The organism is Paraburkholderia nodosa DSM 21604 (assembly GCF_000519185.1).
GTDB lineage: Bacteria > Pseudomonadota > Gammaproteobacteria > Burkholderiales > Burkholderiaceae > Paraburkholderia > Paraburkholderia nodosa.
This window is the reverse complement of the sequence record NZ_JAFA01000017.1, coordinates 42,459-60,178: the sequence shown is the minus strand read 5'-3', so window position 1 is coordinate 60,178 and position 17,720 is coordinate 42,459. Positions and strand designations below refer to the sequence as shown.

The 17,720-nt window shown below is 65.1% G+C and carries 18 protein-coding genes and 1 pseudogene; 8 read left to right on the top strand and 11 right to left on the bottom strand.

What is annotated here, in order from left to right; translation table 11 throughout:
- Positions 1-52: 52 nt before the first annotated feature.
- Positions 53-967: a LysR family transcriptional regulator gene (locus A3CW_RS0123975; protein WP_028205830.1), complete on the bottom strand. Its 915-nt coding sequence runs from the start codon at positions 965-967 to the stop codon at positions 53-55.
- Between the two features lie 125 nt (positions 968-1,092).
- Here A3CW_RS0123975 and A3CW_RS0123970 point away from each other — a divergent pair, with 125 nt between their 5' ends.
- Positions 1,093-2,016: a DMT family transporter gene (locus A3CW_RS0123970; RefSeq protein WP_035513760.1), complete on the top strand. Its 924-nt coding sequence runs from the start codon at positions 1,093-1,095 to the stop codon at positions 2,014-2,016.
- Positions 2,017-2,087: 71 nt separating this feature from the next.
- Here A3CW_RS0123970 and A3CW_RS0123965 read toward each other — a convergent pair whose 3' ends face one another.
- The 4 genes from A3CW_RS0123965 to A3CW_RS0123950 form a co-directional block, all read right to left on the bottom strand.
- On the bottom strand, positions 2,088-2,975 hold the full coding sequence (locus A3CW_RS0123965; protein ID WP_028205828.1) for an ABC transporter permease: 888 nt from the start codon (positions 2,973-2,975) through the stop codon (positions 2,088-2,090).
- Complete coding sequence (locus A3CW_RS47410) at positions 2,972-3,814, bottom strand: ABC transporter ATP-binding protein (RefSeq protein ID WP_245623730.1); 843 nt, start codon at positions 3,812-3,814, stop codon at positions 2,972-2,974. The genes A3CW_RS0123965 and A3CW_RS47410 overlap by 4 nt, the downstream gene beginning before the upstream one ends.
- A gap of 245 nt (positions 3,815-4,059) precedes the next feature.
- The gene (locus tag A3CW_RS0123955) at positions 4,060-5,115 is read right to left on the bottom strand and encodes an ABC transporter substrate-binding protein (protein WP_028205827.1); all 1,056 of its coding nucleotides are present in this window, start codon (positions 5,113-5,115) and stop codon (positions 4,060-4,062) included.
- Between the two features lie 62 nt (positions 5,116-5,177).
- On the bottom strand, positions 5,178-6,083 hold the full coding sequence (locus tag A3CW_RS0123950; RefSeq protein ID WP_028205826.1) for a TauD/TfdA dioxygenase family protein: 906 nt from the start codon (positions 6,081-6,083) through the stop codon (positions 5,178-5,180).
- A gap of 208 nt (positions 6,084-6,291) precedes the next feature.
- Between A3CW_RS0123950 and A3CW_RS0123945 the strand changes: the two genes are divergently transcribed.
- Both A3CW_RS0123945 and A3CW_RS0123940 read left to right on the top strand, forming a co-directional pair.
- Positions 6,292-7,740 (top strand): DNA-3-methyladenine glycosylase 2 family protein, encoded by a 1,449-nt coding sequence (locus A3CW_RS0123945; RefSeq protein WP_028205825.1) that lies wholly within the window; start codon positions 6,292-6,294, stop codon positions 7,738-7,740.
- Positions 7,737-8,228: a methylated-DNA--[protein]-cysteine S-methyltransferase gene (locus A3CW_RS0123940; protein WP_028205824.1), complete on the top strand. Its 492-nt coding sequence runs from the start codon at positions 7,737-7,739 to the stop codon at positions 8,226-8,228. The genes A3CW_RS0123945 and A3CW_RS0123940 overlap by 4 nt, the downstream gene beginning before the upstream one ends.
- Before the next feature lie 72 nt (positions 8,229-8,300).
- Here the strand turns inward: A3CW_RS0123940 and treA are convergent, their stop codons facing one another.
- Both treA and A3CW_RS0123930 read right to left on the bottom strand, forming a co-directional pair.
- On the bottom strand, positions 8,301-9,995 hold the full coding sequence (treA, locus tag A3CW_RS0123935; protein ID WP_028205823.1) for an alpha,alpha-trehalase TreA: 1,695 nt from the start codon (positions 9,993-9,995) through the stop codon (positions 8,301-8,303).
- On the bottom strand, positions 9,992-10,501 hold the full coding sequence (locus tag A3CW_RS0123930) for an SDR family NAD(P)-dependent oxidoreductase (RefSeq protein WP_028205822.1): 510 nt from the start codon (positions 10,499-10,501) through the stop codon (positions 9,992-9,994). The genes treA and A3CW_RS0123930 overlap by 4 nt, the downstream gene beginning before the upstream one ends.
- A gap of 162 nt (positions 10,502-10,663) precedes the next feature.
- On the opposite strand from A3CW_RS0123930, the gene tkt reads away from it, so the two are divergent.
- Positions 10,664-12,781 (top strand): transketolase, encoded by a 2,118-nt coding sequence (gene tkt, locus A3CW_RS47405; protein WP_051481675.1) that lies wholly within the window; start codon positions 10,664-10,666, stop codon positions 12,779-12,781.
- Here the strand turns inward: tkt and A3CW_RS0123920 are convergent, their stop codons facing one another.
- Positions 12,782-13,069, bottom strand: coding sequence for a DUF1488 family protein (locus tag A3CW_RS0123920; protein ID WP_028205821.1), 288 nt, complete (start codon positions 13,067-13,069; stop codon positions 12,782-12,784).
- Between the two features lie 126 nt (positions 13,070-13,195).
- Complete coding sequence (locus A3CW_RS51165) at positions 13,196-13,357, bottom strand: DUF1328 domain-containing protein (RefSeq protein ID WP_028205820.1); 162 nt, start codon at positions 13,355-13,357, stop codon at positions 13,196-13,198.
- Between the two features lie 176 nt (positions 13,358-13,533).
- Between A3CW_RS51165 and A3CW_RS53925 the strand changes: the two are divergent.
- A pseudogene (locus A3CW_RS53925) lies at positions 13,534-13,614 on the top strand (CBS domain-containing protein); the annotation flags it as partial.
- A gap of 180 nt (positions 13,615-13,794) precedes the next feature.
- On the opposite strand, the gene A3CW_RS0123900 reads toward A3CW_RS53925, so the two are convergent.
- Together A3CW_RS0123900 and A3CW_RS0123895 are read right to left on the bottom strand one after the other, a co-directional pair.
- A complete protein-coding gene (locus tag A3CW_RS0123900) occupies positions 13,795-15,213 on the bottom strand; it encodes a cation:proton antiporter domain-containing protein (RefSeq protein ID WP_322787965.1) in 1,419 nt (472 codons plus the stop codon).
- A gap of 45 nt (positions 15,214-15,258) precedes the next feature.
- A complete protein-coding gene (locus A3CW_RS0123895) occupies positions 15,259-15,744 on the bottom strand; it encodes a GNAT family N-acetyltransferase (protein WP_028205817.1) in 486 nt (161 codons plus the stop codon).
- Positions 15,745-15,910: 166 nt separating this feature from the next.
- Between A3CW_RS0123895 and A3CW_RS0123890 the strand changes: the two genes are divergently transcribed.
- The 3 genes from A3CW_RS0123890 to A3CW_RS0123880 are packed head-to-tail and all read left to right on the top strand — an operon-like array spanning position 15,911 to position 17,717.
- Positions 15,911-16,300, top strand: coding sequence for an ester cyclase (locus A3CW_RS0123890; protein WP_028205816.1), 390 nt, complete (start codon positions 15,911-15,913; stop codon positions 16,298-16,300).
- A complete protein-coding gene (locus A3CW_RS0123885) occupies positions 16,297-16,707 on the top strand; it encodes a hypothetical protein (protein WP_028205815.1) in 411 nt (136 codons plus the stop codon). The genes A3CW_RS0123890 and A3CW_RS0123885 overlap by 4 nt, the downstream gene beginning before the upstream one ends.
- Before the next feature lie 23 nt (positions 16,708-16,730).
- On the top strand, positions 16,731-17,717 hold the full coding sequence (locus A3CW_RS0123880; RefSeq protein ID WP_051481674.1) for an alpha/beta hydrolase family protein: 987 nt from the start codon (positions 16,731-16,733) through the stop codon (positions 17,715-17,717).
- Positions 17,718-17,720 lie beyond the last annotated feature (3 nt).

Here is a 17,720-nt window from a genome sequence, read left to right as displayed (position 1 = left end):
CTGCTCAAGTTCATGCCCGATCGTCTCACGGGCAGCGGGGCGGGACGGCCGGTCACTCGGGCATATGCTGCGCGAGCCAGTCGATCAACACGCGCACCTTCGGCGGCAAAAACCGGTTGGGCGGATAGAGCATCCACACCGGGCCGCTATACGCGCGCGGCTCCAGCGACCACTCGGGCAGCACGCGCACGAGCAGGCCGTCGCGCAGCGCATCCGCCGCGGCGAATTCGGGCAGGCTCGCAATGCCCCAGTCCGCGAGTGCCGCATCGCGCCGCGCGCCCACGTCGTTGGCGATATAGCGGCCCTTCACCTCGACGGCATGCGTCTGCGCGCCGCGCCGGAAGGTCCAGCGGTTGTCGTCGGGCGTTTCGCCGAGATAGAGGCAGTCGTGGCGGGCGAGATCCTTCGGTTGCGTCGGCATGCCGTGCGCGCTCAGGTAGGCGGGGGACGCGCACGGCATCCACCGCACCGTGCCGAGCCGCCGCGCCGCGAGCCCCGGCGGCGGCGTGGGCGTCGGGCGAATCACGATATCGACGCTGTCGCGCACGGGATCGACGTCGCGGTCGGTGAAGATGAGTTGCACCGCGACTTCCTCATACGCACGCAGGAAGCCGGAAATCAGCGGATGAATGACGCTTTGCGCAAAGGAAATAGGCGCGCTGACGCTGACGCGGCCATGCGGGCGGTCGGTCAGGCGGCTGGCGGCTTGCGCCGCGCTCGCGGCGGCTTCGACCATGTCGGTGCAGTGACGGTAGACCTCGGCGCCGGATTCCGTGAGCCGCAGGCTGCGCGTGGAGCGCTCCAGCAGGCGCGTGCCGAGCGCGCGTTCGAGCCGCTGCATCTGGCGGCTCACGGTGGAAGGCGTGCTGCCGATCTGGCGCGCCGCAACCGAGAAATTCCCCGCGTCGACCACGCGGGCGAAGGTGGCCAGATCGGGCAGCAGCGGCAAGAGGTCGGCGGGATTCATGGCAGGAAGGGTGAAGTCATCTGTGCATTCTGGGCATAAATGATGTTCCGCGTAAGCGGATTATCGCTGCGAAAGCATTATCGGACAATGTGTCCGTTCCCGGCTTATTTGCAGGCTCGTTCCCCATGAATGCTCTGACCCGTTCTTCCCGCACCCTCGATCTGCTGCTCGTGGCCGTCGCGCTCATCTGGGGCACGAGCTATGGCGTCGTGAAGGGCGCGCTGCTCGTCTACCCGGTGCTGGGTCTGCTCGCGCTGCGCTTTGGCATCACGTTCGTGCTGCTGTCGCCCGCGTTGCGCGGTCTGCGTCAAGTGACGTGGCGCGAGCAAATTGGCGTGCTCGGCGCGGGACTCCTGCTGCTCGGCATCTTTCTGGCGGAGACGTTTGGCGTGTCGCTCACGAACGCTTCGAATGCCGCGTTTCTCATCAGCCTGTGCGTGGTCCTCACGCCGCTCGTGGAGTGGGCGTGGCTCAAGCGCGCGCCGCGGCCCGTGGAATGGGCGGCGGCCGGCGTGTCGCTGCTTGGCGCGCTGCTCCTGACGGGCGGCCACGTGGCGGCGAGCCCCGGCGATCTGCTGGTCGTGCTGGCCGCGCTGCTGCGCGCCTTGGCGACCTGCGCGGTCAAGCGCGTGATGAAGTCGGGCGCCGTGCCGGCGCTCACGGTGACGGCGGTCCAGTCCGCCGTCGTGGCGATCGGCTGCGCCGCGCTCGCGATCACCGTCGCGCCCGAACAGTGGCAACCGCTGCCGCACTGGCAGGGGCACGGCGTGTTCTGGGGTAGCGTGATCTATCTCGTGGCGGGCTGCACGCTGTTCGCCTTCTTCGTGCAGAACTACGCCGTGAGCCGCAGCAGCCCCACGCGCGTGGCATTGCTGATGGGCAGCGAGCCGGTGTTCGGCGCGCTGTTCGCCTGCGTGTGGCTCGGCGAGCGGCTTACCTTGCCCGCGTGGATCGGCGGCATGCTGATCGTCGCCGCTTCGCTTTTCGCGCTCAGGCGCGAACCCCAGGCCGCAGCGCAGATTGAAGCGCAGGACGCCGTGAAAGTGTAGCCGCTCCCACATCTGTGGTTTGCTTTTTTTGTTGTGGCTCGCAAATCAAGCGCCTCGCAGAGCCCAAAACCTCAAACCTGCACACCCCAGCGCCGCACAGTCAACCGCTCCAGCGTATCAAACACCAGATGCTCAACGAGCAGCCCAATAACGATCACAGCAGCAAGCCCAGCAAAAACACGATCGGTATAAAGCTCGTTGCGGTTCTGGAAGATATACCACCCAAGCCCACCCTGCCCTGCGCTAGCGCCAAACACAAGTTCGGCCGCGATAAGCGTGCGCCATGCGAAGGCCCAGCCCACGCGCAAGCCCGCAATGATCGAGGGCAGCGCCGCAGGCACGAGTATCAGCACGACCTGGCGCAAACCGCTCAACCCGTAGTTGCGCCCCGCCATGCGCAGCGTGGCCGGCACGCCGAGAAAACCCGTGTACATGTTGAGCGCGAGCGGCCACAGCACCGCATGCACGAGCACGAACAGCAGGCTGCCGGTGCCGAGCCCGAACCAGAGCAACGCAATGGGCAGGAGTGCGATGGAAGGCAGCGGATTGAACATCGCAGTCAGCATGGAAAGCAAATCGCGCCCCACGCGCGTAGAAACCGCGAGCGACGTGAGCACGAACGCGAGCACCACGCCAATAGCATAGCCGCGCAGCAGCACCGACATCGAAATGCCGGTCTTGACGAGCAACTCGCCGCTCGCAATGCCCTGCACGAACGCGGCAAGCGTCGCGCCAAAGGTCGGCACGAGCAGATCGTTCGCAACCACGCGCGCCGTGATCTCCCAGCCTGCAACAAGCACCAGCGCGATGAGTGTGCGGCGAAACCAGCCCGCATCGAGCACGCGCCGCGCAAGCGGCAGGGGCGCGGAGTCGGCTCCCGCCTGCACTGGCAGCAAGGGCCGCTCGTATTCCGCGCGCACGGGCGGCAAGGTCGGCAGCGTAGGGTGTGGCGTGCTCATCGGCTGGCCTCCTTTTCAGCTTCGGTTTCAATATCGGTATCGAACAACAGGCGATGGATGCGCGCCACACTTTCGCGAAAGTCCACGCCGCCCATGCTCGCATGCGAATACGCGTGACTGTTCACCTCCGCGCGCACGCGTCCCGGATGCGGCGAGAGCAGCAGGATACGGTTGCCGACCACGAGCGCCTCTTCGATCGAATGCGTGACGAACAGCAGCGTGAAGCGCGCGTCGTCCCAAAGGCGCAGCAGTTCTTCCTGCATCTTGCGGCGCGTGAGGGCGTCGAGCGCGGCGAAAGGTTCGTCCATCAGCAGGACGCGCGGCTGCATGGCGAGCGCACGCGCTATCGCCACGCGCTGCTTCATGCCGCCCGAAAGCGTGTGCGGATACGCATCGGCGAAGGCGGCGAGCCCTACCTTGTCGAGGTAATGGAGCGCACGCTCGCGCGCTTCGGCGCGCGGCAGCTTGCGCGCGACGCGCAACGGAAACGCCACGTTCTCCGCCACGGTTTTCCAGGGCGGCAACTGGTCGAATTCCTGGAACACTACGACGCGGTCCGCACCCGGCCCGCGCACCGGTTCGCCCGCCAGCGAGATCGATCCCGACACCGGCTCGATAAAGCCCGCAATCGCCTTGAGCAAAGTGGACTTGCCGCAGCCCGAAGGCCCGAGCAGCACGAAACGGTCGGCGCCGTAGACATCGAAGCTCACGTCCTGCGTGGCGCGCACGATGCGCTCGCGGCTGCGGTATTCGAGGCTGACGTTTTCGATGGCGAGCAGGCGTTCGCTGTGTCGTCCGGCCTCGACGGTACGTTCGGGTTGCGCAGGCCGCTCGCTCACAACGACGCGTTCCGTCGCGCCCGCTTCGCGGCGCGCTGCGGGAGCGCGCTCCCAGAATCTGGTGGTGGTGACGTTCACTTTTCGCAAATCCAGCGGATAAAACGTCAACATACGGGCACCCGGCGTGCCGCCCAACCAATGAATCGACATATCCAAACCAGGCCTGCTCATAAGCGCTGGCTATCCGCCACCAATGCGAACGGGCCCGAAAGGGGCCCGCTCTCCGACGCTGATGGCGCGCTGGCTCAACTGCCGTTGGCAACCGCCGGGTCGTCGAAGAAGTAATCGCGCCACGACTTCGGCTCGTTGCGGATCGCGCCGACGCGATACATGAATTGCGCGAGCGCGAGCGTATTCTGCGGCGCGGTCTTGAAATGAACCTGCGGATCGTGCAGGATCTTCAGGAGCAGATTGCGGTCGATCTTCGAGTCGTTCACGCGGATATAGATATCCGCGGCTTGCTCGGGGTGCGCTGCAATGAAGTTCGCCGCATCGGCGAGCGCCGCCACGAATGCGCGATAGGTCTTCGGGTTCTCGTCGCGGAACTTCTGCGTGGCGTAAAGCACTGTGGCCGAACCCGGTCCGCCCAGCACGTCGTACGAGTTGAGCACGATATGCGCCTTCGGGTTGGCCGCCAGTTCCTGCTGCTGGAACGGCGGATTGCCGAAATGCGCCGTGATCACACTGCTGTTCGCGATGATCGCGGCCGTGGCATCCGGGTGCGGAATCGCCTGGCTGTAGGGGTCGAGCCGGTCGAACTGCTTCTCGCCCCACTGCTTCGCTGCCGCGTATTGCAGCACGCGCGACTGCACGGAAACGCCCACGGCCGGCACGGCAATGCGGTCCTTGCTCGTGAAATCGGCAATAGTCTTCACATTCGGATCCGTGCTCACGAGGTAATACGGCAGGTTGCCGAGCGATGCCACGCCTTTCACGTTCTGCCTGCCATGCGTACGGTCCCACACCGTGAGCAGCGGTCCCACGCCCGCGCCGGCCACGTCCACCGCGCCGGAAAGCAGCGCGTCGTTCACGGCCGCGCCGCCAGAAAGACGCAGCCAGTCGACCTTGATATCCACGCCGGCCTTGCGCCCCTCCTGCTCGATGAAATGCTGGTCGCGCGCGACGTTGAGCATCAGATACACGACACCGAACTGCTCCGCAATGCGAATCTGCCCTTCTGCGCGCGCGGTTGCCGGCGCGCCCAGCCCAAACGACGCGAGCGCAATGGCGAGGGACGCACCGCCCGCACGGCGCCACACGTTCGCGTGTTTCGCGAGCGCATTACCGATGGAAAGCGACATACTATGGATTCCTTTTTATTCTGTTTAATATCGAACGCGCAAAAAGCGCCCCGCGGCGCACATCAAAACGGCGTGTCGCCTTCGATGGTGGTGCGATAAAGCTTACGGCGCAGATGATCGGGCGTGCCCGCCGCGAGATGCATGAGCGAGCGGTTGTCCCAGAACACGAGATCGTGCTCGCGCCATTCGTGGCGGTAGCAATGCTCTGCACGCACGCTGTGCGCAAACAGCGCGTCGAGCAGCGCGCGGCTTTCGTCCTCGGGTAGATCGACGATGCGTGTCGTGAAGTGCTCGCTCACGAACAGCGCCTTGCGGCCCGTTTCCGGGTGCGTGCGCACGACAGGATGCACAACGGGCTTGACCTGCGCGATCTGCTCCGCCGTGAGATTCGGCCGCCACGGGCTGCGCGCCTGAAGTTCCGCATAGCGCGCGAGATAGGTGTGCTCGGCGCACCGCCCCTCGACGGCGCTGTGCAAATGTGCGGGGAGCGTGTCCCATGCGAGATGCATGTTGGCGAACAGCGTGTCCCCGCCCTCTGCGGGCAACTCCTGCGCGTGCAGCAGCGAACCGAGGCTCGGCTTCTCCTTGTATGAAAGATCGGAATGCCAGAAGTGTCCCGCGTCGCCAAGACCGATCGGCTTGCCGTTCTCCACGATGTTCGAGACGATCAGCACCTCCGGGTGGCCCGCCAGCGCGAACTGATGCAGCACGTGGATCTGCAGCGGCCCGAAGCGGCGGCTGAATTCGACCTGCTGCTCCGGCGTGATGCGCTGGTCGCGAAACACCAGCACATGGTGATCGAGGTGCGCGCGATGAATGCGCGCGAAGTCTTCGCTCGACAGCGGCTTCGCGAGATCGAGGCCGACCACTTCCGCGCCGAGCGGCGCATCCAGGGGAAGAATGTCGAAGCGTTGGGACGCGTGCGCGCTCGATGCGGCTGAAGCGGTGAATGTGGCAGGGGTAGTCACGCAGCAAGCCTTTCAGGTAAGCAATGGCTTCAATCTACGTGATCTGCCCGCCCGCTGACAACGAAGCAAATCCGATACGTTTATCCGTTCGAGTCATAAAGGCGCTGTTAAGGCATACGGCGACACAAGTCGCAGAGGCGCACCGGGCGCGAATACTCATGTCCGAATCTGGCCAGAATCCTCCCTGAATCTGTTTTAAAGTCTCGACATGCGCCTCGATCCCGACACCTGCTACCAGACCATGCTCTCGAAGGACCGCCGTTTCGACGGCTGGTTTTTCGTCGGCGTTTCGTCTACCGGGATTTACTGCCGCCCGGTCTGCCCGGTGCGCACGCCCCGGCGCGAGAACTGCCACTTTTTCGCCAACGCCGCAGCGGCCGAGCGCGCGGGCTTTCGCCCCTGTCTGCGGTGCCGCCCTGAACTGGCCCCAGGCAACGGCCTGCTCGACGTTTCGAGCAGGCTCGCGCACGCCGCCGCCACGCTGATCGAAGAGGGCTTCCTCAACACCGGCAGCCTGGCTGACCTGGCCGCACGCGTGGGCGTAACCGACCGGCACCTGCGCAGGATCTTCGACGCGCAATTCGGCGTGTCGCTGATGGAGTTCGCTCAGACCCAACGATTACTGATGGCCAAGCGGCTGCTGACCGATAGCCGCTTGCCGGTGAACGCCGTTGCACTCGCGGCGGGATTCGGCAGCGTGCGGCGGTTCAACGACCTGTTCCTGAAACAGTACGGCCTGAACCCACTGCGGTTCCGCAAAGAAACCGATGTTCCCGATGTTTCGAATGCAGAAAGCATGACCTTGCCGCTGGGCTATCGTCCGCCGTTTTGCTGGTCCGGCATTCTCGCGTTCCTGGCACGCCGGCAGATAGCCGGCATCGAGCATATCGGCGACGAAATCTATACGCGCACCCTCGCATTGAGCCATCACGGCCGCGATATCCACGGCTGGATCAGCGTGCGGCACGCGCCACAGCGCTTCGCGCTCGAAGTGACCTTGCCGATGTCGCTGATGCCCGTCGTGGGGCAGCTTCTGCCGCGCGTCAGGCGTCTGTTCGATCTGGACTCGCGCCCCGATCTGATCGATCCGCATCTCGGCGATCTCGCGGACGGCTCACCGGGCATGCGCGTCCCAGGCGCCATGGACGGCTTCGAGATCGCAGTGTGCGCCCTGGCCGGGCAATCACCGCATTCAACGCGCACGCAAGGCATCGTTTCACGCATTGCCGAACGCTTTGGCACGCCGGTCAGTGCGCCGAACGCTTTGACCCGCGTCTTTCCCAGCGCGGCCACGCTTGCACGCGAGCCAGTCTCCGCACTCGAGGATACGGGGATGACGCGCAAGCGTGCAGAGACGATCGTTGCGCTCGCAAGCGAAGTGTCGTCGGGGCGCATCAGGCTCGAGCCCGCCGCGCCGCTGGAGGAAACGCTCCACGCACTGCGGAACATTCACGGCATCGGCGAATGGGCCGTGCAATACATCGCCATGCGCGCGCTCGCGTGGCCCAATGCCTTTCCGCCGTGCGACCTGAAGCTGAAAAAGCGGCTGGGCTACACGCGCGCATCCGCATTCGGCCGCCATGCCGAACAATGGCAACCGTGGCGCGCCTACGCAACCCTCCACATGTGGAGCCAACTCGAAGGCCAAATCAAATGACACCCGGCTACCTGATTCCCAGTCCATTGGGCGATATCGCGCTGCGCGTAGAAGACGATTTCCTGACCGGCCTCTTTTTCGTGGGCCAGAAGTACTTTCCGCAAATGTCGCTCACGCGAATCGGAACCGGAGCGCCGCCACTCGCGCTTTACGCCCAGCGCCAAATCGCGCAGTTCTTTTCCGGCGAGCGCCGGGACTTCGGGCTGCCCATTGCATTGCGTGGCACACCGTTTCAGCGACGGGTCTGGAAAGAGCTTGAAGCGATTCCGTATGGACGTGTGATCTCCTATGCGGAGGTCGCGAAGCGCTTGCGCCTGGACTCGGGGCACGCACGCGCAGTGGGGAGCGCGGTGGGCCGCAACCCCGTTTCCGTGATCGTTCCGTGCCACCGTGTCGTCGCGACAAACGGCGCGCTGACCGGCTACGCAGGCGGCGTGGATCGCAAGGCGGCGCTGCTCGAACTCGAACAGGCCGGCCCATTGGAATGAAAACTCAAATGGACCGCTTCCCGGCACTCAAGCAGCCTTAACCGCCAGTCTTGAAGCGGTCCGCTCTCACACCTACTGCCCGCCCCCGTACATATCGAGCAGCATCAGCGTCACGCCGTTGGTCCAGCCAAAGCCATCCTGCAACGGGTATTCGCCGCCCCCACCGCCGCCTTCGCCCGCGCCCTCGACGATATATTTCTCGACGAGTTTTTGCTGCGTGTTATAGACGTTCTCGACGTCGGCGAGAAAACGCGTGCCGACTGGCTGCGCTAGATCGCTGTGTCCGTATTGCTTGAGTCCCTGGATGGCGATCCAGTGCAGCGGCGCCCAGCCGTTCGGCGCATCCCATTGCTGGCCGGTGTTGTAGGTCGACGTGGCGAGGCCGCCCTGCTGCAGCAGCACGCTTTGCATGGTCTGCGCCGTCTTCTTCGCGCGCTCAGGCCACGCCACGCCCGCCATCATCGGATACATCATCGCGGGCGTCTGGTTGTCGCGCGACTTGCCGAGCTGCCAGTCATAGTCGCCGTAGTAGCCCTTGTTGTTCCAGAGGTAACGGTTGATGCCTTCGGCACGGCGCGCGGCGTAGCCGGCGAACTGTCCCACGCAGCCGAAATCGCGCGCGACCGTGCAGGCGCGCACGATCGTCGTCTCCAGATGGAACAGGAGGCTATTCAGGTCGACCGGAATGATCGACGTGGTACGCACGGTCCAGAGGTTCTGGTTGTCGCCGAACCAGCGCGAGCTGAAATCCCAGCCGCTTTCGGCCGTGGCGCGCAGGTCGCGGTAGACCTCGTTCGCGGGGCGGCCCGTGGCCTGCTGCGCGGTCTGCACGTCTTCGATATACGACTCGTCGCGCGGCGTGTCGAGTTCGTCCCAGTAGCGGTTGAGCACGGTGCCGTCGCGCAGCACGACCACGTTGCGCGTGGCCTGCCCGCGCGGCGTGCTGCTCGCCCCCTGCATCCAGTACGCGTACTCCTTGCGCAGCGCGGGCAGGTACTTCTGATACACGCTGTTGCCTTCCTTTTGCGCCGCGAGTTCCACCATGTACGAATAGAACGGCGGTTGCGAGCGGCTCAAGTAATAAGTGCGGTTGCCGTTCGGAATATGGCCGAAGGTGTTGATCATGTACGCGAAGTTGTCGAGCATGTCGTCGACGAGATCTTCATGGCCCGACTCCTGGAGCCCGAGCATCGTGAAGTACGTGTCCCAGTAATAGCCCTCACGGAAGCGCCCGCCCGGCACGACATAGGGCTTCGGCAGCGGCACGAGCGAGCTGTTGTCGGGCGCCGACGTGGTCGTGCGCGTGAGCCCGGTCCAGAGCCAGTCGATATGCTGGCGCAGGGTCTGCCCCGCCGGCGGCGTGATGCTCTGGTCCGGCGGCGGCGTGAAGTATTGATTTACGAAATTCAGCAACGAGAAGCCGGGTTGGTTCTTCTGCGCTTCGTAGAGCTGAACGATGGTTGCGGGGTCCGTGTTCGGCGTCGAATCGACGAAGGTCTTCTGGTCGGAGAAGATCTGCGCGGTCTGCACTGCCACGAACAGATCGCCATACAGAATATCGGGTGCAGGCGGCAGCGGCGCGCCCACCTGCGTGTCGGCGAAACAGTTTGCGCAGGCAAGCAAAAGCGTGACGACACTGGCCGCACTGATCGCAGTGCGAGATCGCTGCGGCGACTTTCGGGGCGGGAGTGACTGTAAGCTTGCTTGAATGCGATGCGCATCGTTTGGCGATGCGGCGTGGGTGCGAGATTGCAGCTGCGTGCTCATGTTGCCTCCTTGGTGTTGGGGCACTTCGCTGGTCTCCTCGCACCGACCCGTTCACGCCGTTTGTCTGCGGCGTGCGGATCCGGCTGGATGCACGATGGCATCGCCGTTTCCCGGGCAACGAGAGCATCGCATGATTTCGTACACCGAAGCAACTGCGGCGTGACTAGGTGGGTCGCGCGCTCGAAGTCGCGCGGCGAGATCGACGAGAGCGGCGCGAAAATGGTCGCCATGGCGACGTTCACCCACACGGCGGTTTCGCCCAGTTCGCGCTCCACGCGCGCTGCTGCCGCTTCGACGGCCTGTGCGTCAGCCACGTCGGTGGGCACCGCGAGCGCGCACACACCGCTGTAAGCGGCCTGTAACCGCGCGGCGGCGCGCGCGAGCCGCTCGGGTTCGCGCGAAAGCAGCGCGACGTCGTAGCCCGCGCGCGCGAAGGCTTCAGCAACGGCGCGGCCCGCGCCCGCGCCGGTCACGACAGCGATCTTGTGGTGCAGTTTTCGATGCATCGGCTCAGTATTCGAAACGGGAAGACGTGATAGTGTCAATCCGCAATGCCTATGCCTGTCTGGCATCGAATGCGGTGCGGGGGCCGGCACCGCATTTGCGCATCGCCCTGTTTGCGAACCGCCGCCCGCTTGCCGCGCGCCCTTGCCGAGGAGTCCCAGCTCATGTCATCGAATTCATCGTCGAATGCCAGGCCCACGAAAGCCGACCCATCCGATCTCGACCGTCTCGCCATCGACACGATCCGCACCTTGTCGATGGACGCCGTGCAAAAGGCCAATTCCGGCCACCCCGGCACGCCCATGGCGCTCGCGCCGCTCGCGTACCAGATCTGGCAGCATCATCTGCGTTACGACCCTGCCGCGCCGCTATGGCCCAATCGCGACCGCTTCGTGCTCTCGAACGGCCACGCTTCCATGCTGCTCTACTCGCTGCTGCACCTCACGGGCGTGCAAGCCATAGACGAGAAAGGCAAGCTCACTGGCAAGCCCGCGGTCTCACTCGACGATATCAAACACTTTCGCCAGATCGACAGCGTGACGCCGGGGCACCCGGAATTTCGCATGACGACGGGCGTCGAGACGACCACCGGGCCGCTCGGCCAGGGGCTCGGCAACAGCGTGGGCATGGCCATGGCCGGGCGCTGGTTCGAGCAGCACTTCAATCGCGCCGACGCCAGAATCTTCGACTACCGCGTCTATGCGGTGTGCGGCGACGGCGACATGATGGAAGGCGTCTCGCACGAAGCGGCTTCGCTCGCGGGCCATCTGGGTCTGTCGAATCTGATCTGGTTCTACGACAGCAACCGCATCACGATCGAGGGCCACACCGATCTCGCCTATAGCGACGACGTCGAAGCGCGCTTTCGCGGCTACCACTGGAACACGCTGCACGTGGACGACGCCAACGACACGAAAGCCATCGAAGCCGCCATCGAAAAAGCCCAGGCCGTGACCGACAAGCCGACGCTCATCGTGGTAAAGAGCATCATCGGCTGGGGCGCGCCGAACCGGCAGGACACGGCGGCGGCGCACGGCGAGGCGCTGGGCGAAGAAGAAGTGCGGCTCGCCAAGCGCGCATACGGCTGGCCGGAAGACGCGCAGTTTCTCGTACCCGATGGCGTGTACGAACGTTTCGCGCAGGGCATGGGCGCGCGCGGCAAGGCGGATCACGAAGCATGGAAGCAACGCTACGACGACTACGCGAAGCGCTATCCCGAGCTAGCGAAGGACCTGAGCTTGATGCTCGAAGGCAAGCTGCCCGAGGGCTGGGACGCCGACATTCCCACCTTCGAAGCCGACGAAAAAGGCCTCGCGACGCGCGAGTCGTCGGGCAAGGTGCTCAACGCCATTGCGCAACGCGTGCCGTGGATGATCGGCGGTGCCGCCGACCTCTCGCCCTCGACCAAGACCAATCTCAAGTTCGAAGGCGCGGGCAGCTTCGAGCGCGATCACTACGACGGGCGCAACCTGCACTTCGGCATTCGCGAGCACGGCATGGGCGCAGTCTCCAATGGCCTCGCGCTTTCGGGCTTGCGGCCGTTCGCGTCGACGTTCCTCATTTTCAGCGACTACATGAAGCCGCCCATCCGGCTCGCCGCGATCATGGAGTTGCCCGTGGTCTACGTGTTCACGCACGATTCGATCGGCCTGGGCGAGGACGGGCCGACGCACCAGCCGATCGAGCAGCTCGCCGCGCTGCGCAGCGTGCCAGGCCTGCTCACGCTGCGCCCTGCCGACGCCAACGAAGTCGCACAGGCATGGCGCGTGGCCCTCACGCGGCCGCACGAACCGGCCTGCATGGTGGTGACGCGCCAGCCACTGCCCACGATCGACCGCACGAAATACGCGAGTGCGCAAGGCGTGAGGCGCGGCGCATACGTGCTCGCCGACGCGCCCGATGGCAAGCAGCCCGAGGTCCTGCTGCTCGCTACGGGCAGCGAGGTTTCGCTATGCATTTCCGCCTATGAGACGCTGAAACAGGAGGGGATCGCGGCACGCGTGGTCTCGATGCCTTCGTGGGACCTGTTCGAACAGGAGGACGAGGCGTACCGGGAGTCGGTACTGCCGCCGCACATCCATGCACGCGTGGCCGTGGAGCAGGCGGCGACGCTCGGCTGGGACCGCTACGTCGGCCGCTTGGGCTCGCAGATCGTGATGCACACGTTCGGCGCTTCCGCGCCGTTCAAGGCGCTGAAGACCAAATTCGGCTTCACGCCGGAGCGCGTGGTCGAAGAAGCAAAGAAGCAGATTGCGCGCTGCAAGGCAGGCGCGGGTGAGTAGTTAGTGCCTGCCGGTGCCGTACATGCGCAAATAGCCGCTGTGAAGCATCACCGGCTTGCCGTCCGTCTCCTCGATGAGCCGGGCGGCCGCCGATTCGATCGCGGCGCGGTTACGCTGGAACGCCTGACGCAGGTCGGGCTCGCGCAGCGATCTCGCGCCGAAGCGATCTTCCAGCGCTTCAGCCGTAATGGCACAGTCCACAGCGACGGAATCCGCCACCGCGACAAAGGTTAGCGCGAATTCTTCCGTGTCGTACCCGACCGGGCCTTCTGGAAAGGAAATGTTCATGATCGTTGGACTCCTGAATTTCCTGCCAACCAACCTGCCCCTCTCGATCCATCTCATTCCTTCCCCGGCGCGCGCATCGTTCATGCCCAGATGAAGCGGTGCGCCTTGACCGACGCCGGAGAATGATTACCGCCTCGTGATGCCAAACAACAAGCTCGCCAGAAAGAGAATCACGAAGATGAAGAACAGAATCTTGGCGATGCTCGCAGCACCCACCGCAATCCCGCCGAACCCGAAGACAGCCGCGATGATGGCTATCACGAAGAAAACGATCGCGTAGTAAAGCATTGCCGGCTCCTTTGAAAGTGTCTCCCGGCGTATGCGCACCGGCTGTGCCCGAGCCGGCTTTTCGCGAGCGCACCGCCTTCACGACGTCGTTTCACTTGCCGCCGCCCGATCCGCTGGACGACCCGCAACGCCCGCCACTGCCGCCGCCGCAACCGGACGACCCGGTTCGCGAAGTGATGTCACGCGAGGTCGTCCATATCGCGCCTGACACGACGATCCGGCACGCCGCCGAACTCATGCGCGACCATGACATCGGTGCGCCGCCGGTATGCGACGGCGACCAGATCGTGGGCATGGTGACCGACCGCGACCTCGCCATGCGCGGGCTCGCCCAGGGCTGCACGGGCGAGGAAACGGTCTCGCACGTGGCGACCTGCCGTGACGCTGGATGCGGCACGGCTCAGGTCTACGTCGATGCCTGCCGCGTCACCCGCCGGCTAGTCGAATGCTTCCCTCGCGCGCACGCGGCGCTCCGCTGCCGCGAGCGCTTCCTGGCGCCGGTAATAGCGCTCGAGTACATAGCCCGCCGTCGCGCCGTGCAGCACGACGGACAGCACGATCGCATCGAGTGCCGCAGGCAGCACGGGCCGCAGCACGTCGCCGGCCTGGTCGATCCCCCACACCGCGTAATAGAACGCGCCCACGCCGCGTATGCCCATCCATGCCATCAGGGCGCGCTGCGGCGCGTCCGCGTGCGAGCCCGCCATTGCCGCGAACACGGCCAATGGCCGCGCAACGAACACCAGCACCAGTGCGCACAGCACCGCGCGCAGGTCGAGCATCTCGCGCCAATGCGCGGAAATCACACAGCCGATGATCAGCAGTACCGAGAACTCGGCCAGCCGCTCGATTTCCAGCGTGAATCCCGTCATGCCTTCGGCAAGCCAGGCGTGCGCGCGCTGTGGATCTTTCGCGACTTCGGTACGCTCGCCAAGCTGCACGCTTTCGAGCGCTTCTGCCGGGCGGCGCTCGCCCGTTGCGCGCAGTTCCTCGTGGCGCAGCGCCACGCCCGCGGCGAATACGGCCACGAACGCGTATGCGTGCAACAGCAGCGCCACGCCGTAGGTCACGGACATCAGGCCGATCGCGATAAAGCCGTCGAGCCCCACGGCTTCGCCGTAACGCGTACGCAAATGGAACACGACCCGCACGCACAGCGTGGCGAGCACGGCGCCCACGAGGAGCGCACCCACGATTCCCCATGCCACCCACGCGGCGAATGCTGCCGCGTTCTGCGTGCCGGTGCCGTGCACGCCGCACAGCGCGAGACCGAGCAGCGCGAACGGCATCGCCGCGCCGTCGTTGAGGCCGCCTTCGCCCGAAAGCGCGAATCGCACTGGCTCGGCGTCGCCGGCCTCATGGACGCGCAGCTCGTTGGCGAGCACCGGGTCGGTCGGCGCGAGCGCCGCGGCAAGAAACAAGGCAACGCCGGTGGCCGCGCCCAACGCCACGCCAAACGCGTACATCAGCCCGACGCTGAGCGCCATGGCCAGCACGCCCAGGCGCAGCGGCAAGCACCAGAGCCGGTCGCGCAGCCGCACGCGCAGGTGCATGCCGACGGAAAACAGCGAAATCACGAGCCCGGCTTCCGCCACCACGGTGAGCGTGCGCACGTTCTGCGCGAGGTCGGCGTGCACGAGGCCGAACACACCCGGCCCGACGATCACGCCCACGGCCAGATAGATCATCGCGCCCGTAAGCGGCAGGCGCGCGATCGGACCCCGCGCGAGCGCCACGAACATCAGCAGCACGCCGATCAGAAAAAACCACAGTGCTTCCTCCGGCATCGGCAGGCTTCCCTCGTCGTCGATCGTTGCGGCGGTGCGTGGGCCGCTGCCCGCGCCCGAACCCCACATTTGCGCAACCTCTGTGCCGCTCGTCGCGCGGGCGGCACGAGCGCGTCATTCGTCCGCCAGGAGCGACAGCGCCTTCGCAAAGCACCGCACGTCGCTCAGCCCGGCGCAATCCGCGAACGGCTCGGTCCGCCCGTAACCGTGCCGTTGATAGAACGCGATCGCGCGCCGGTTGGCTTCGCGCGCCTGAAGAATCACGCTGCGATAGCCCGCCCCGGCCGCCACCGTCTCGAGAAAACGAAGAATCGCCGTGCCGGTCCCCGGCCATTCGGGCCGCCGGTAGAGGCAGCGGAATTCGGCCACCTCGAACGAGAAGCGGCACAGCGCGCCGCAGCCGATCGCGAGGCCATCCATGGTGCGCGCCATGACAAAGGCGCTGCGCGCCGAACCCAGGTCGCCCAGGTAGAACTGCGGCTGCACGCTGTCCCCACGGTAGAGCGCCAGCGTGGCGCTCATCTCGTCGAGCAGAATGCGGGCGTCGAGCGTGCACGCGTTCTCTCTTCGCACCACTGCGAGTGCCGATAAGTCTTTCATTGCGCATGCCCTCCCGATCTCGTCGCATCCTGCATGCGCAAGGAGGGTGCCAGGGCGCGACGGTCCAGGCGCGCACAGTCCGCATGCCCATACGGCGCGTTCGAGGCCCCTCATGCCGCTTTCGTCTACCATCGCGTGTGCTTCGTCATCCGATCAGGAGGCCGTATTGGACGCACACGATCTCGGCACTCTTTACCGGCGCTACATCGACTGCCTGAACCGGCGCGATTGGGCTTCGCTCGGGGAATTCGTCGCTCAGGACGCGATCCACAACGGCCGCCCGCTTGGCCTCGCGGGATATCGCGCCATGCTGGAGCAGGACGTTCGCGACATTCCCGACTTGCGCTTCGAAATCGAACTGCTGGCCGCCGAGCCGCCGCTCGTTGCCAGCCGCTTACGTTTCGATTGCACGCCCCGACAAGTCTTTCTCGGCCTACCTGTCGACGGCCGGCGAATCGCGTTTTCGGAAAATGTCTTCTACGCCTGGCGCGACGGGAAGATTGCGCAGGTCTGGTCGGTCATCGACAAGGCCGCGATCGAGGCGCAACTGTCATGAAAAACCGGTTTGTACCGACGATTGCAGTGGTTTTCGGCTGGGCGATCAGTTGCGCAGTCGCGCACGCAGCAGGAAGTCAGGACGACTCACCTTGCAGTGCGGAAAGTGCCGCGCACGCCGGCTCCTCGTATCCGCAGTTCTTTCTTCCCGACCAGAACGGCAAGCCGCCGAAGCCCAGCTCGTCTGTCCATACCTTCACCACGCGGGATTGCGCTGGCGCCGTGCTGCAGGGCGAACACGCGTCCGCGCAGGTACAGGGCGATTCGGTCGAACTAAGGGACGGCAAGGTCTACGTGAACGACCTGTCGTACGGCGCCGTGACGCGCGAGCAATCGGTCGAATACGACGTCAGGCAAGACAAACGCAACTTGCTCGTGGACGGCAAGGTCCGAACGCCCGCGCACTGAGTTCACTCCCACCCGGAAGCGCCATGACAACAACCCGCAAAACACTTCCGCACGCCGCTGCTTCGATATTGACCGTGCTCCTGTGCCTATTCACCGCGGTCGCACACGCGGCAGGCTTCAAGCGCCTCGACATTCCCGCCGACGCCAACGGCCCGGCATTGAAAGCCATGGTGTGGACGCCATGCGCCGAGCCCGCGGAAGACGTGCCGTTCGGCCCATACATCCTGCACGGGCGGCGCGACTGTCCGACGGTTGGCAACAAACTTCCGCTCATTGTCATTTCGCACGGCCATACGGGCTCGTTTCTGGGCCACCATGACCTTGCCGAAGTGCTCGCCGATGCGGGTTTCGTTGTGGTCGCAATCAACCATCCCGGCGATTCGTTCGCCGATCCGAGCCGCTCGGGCGATCTGTCCGTGTTCGTCGAGCGGCCGACCGATATCAAACGCCTGATCGATTACATGCTGGGCGCCGCGCCCGACGCCGTGAACATCGACCCGCAACGCATCGGTTTCTTTGGCTTTTCGCGCGGCGGCTATACGGGTCTGGTGTTAGCGGGCGGCGTGCCGGACTTCAAGCACGCCGAAGTGCCGTGCCCGGACCCGAGGCCGCCGGTCTGCGACGAGATCGCGCGTGGCGAGGCGCCCCCGCAGCCGCTGCCAGTCGACCCGCGCATCAAGGCATTCGTGCTCGCCGATCCGCTCAACGAATTCCCCGCCGCCAGCGACCTGAAGAACGTGACGGCGCCCATGCAGGTGTGGGCTTCGCAGTATGGCGGCGACGGCGTATTGCCCCACAACGCGCCCGCGCTTGCCAAAACGCTGCCTCGCATACCCGACTATCACTTCGTGCCCGATTCGGCGCATTTCGCCTTTCTCGCGCCCTGCCCCGCTCCGATGAAAAAGAGAGTGCCGGAGATCTGCGTGGATGAGCACGGTTTCGACCGGGTCGCGTTTCATAAGCAGTTCGATGCAAGCGTGCTCGCGTTTTTCCAGGCGAATCTGCGCTAGCTT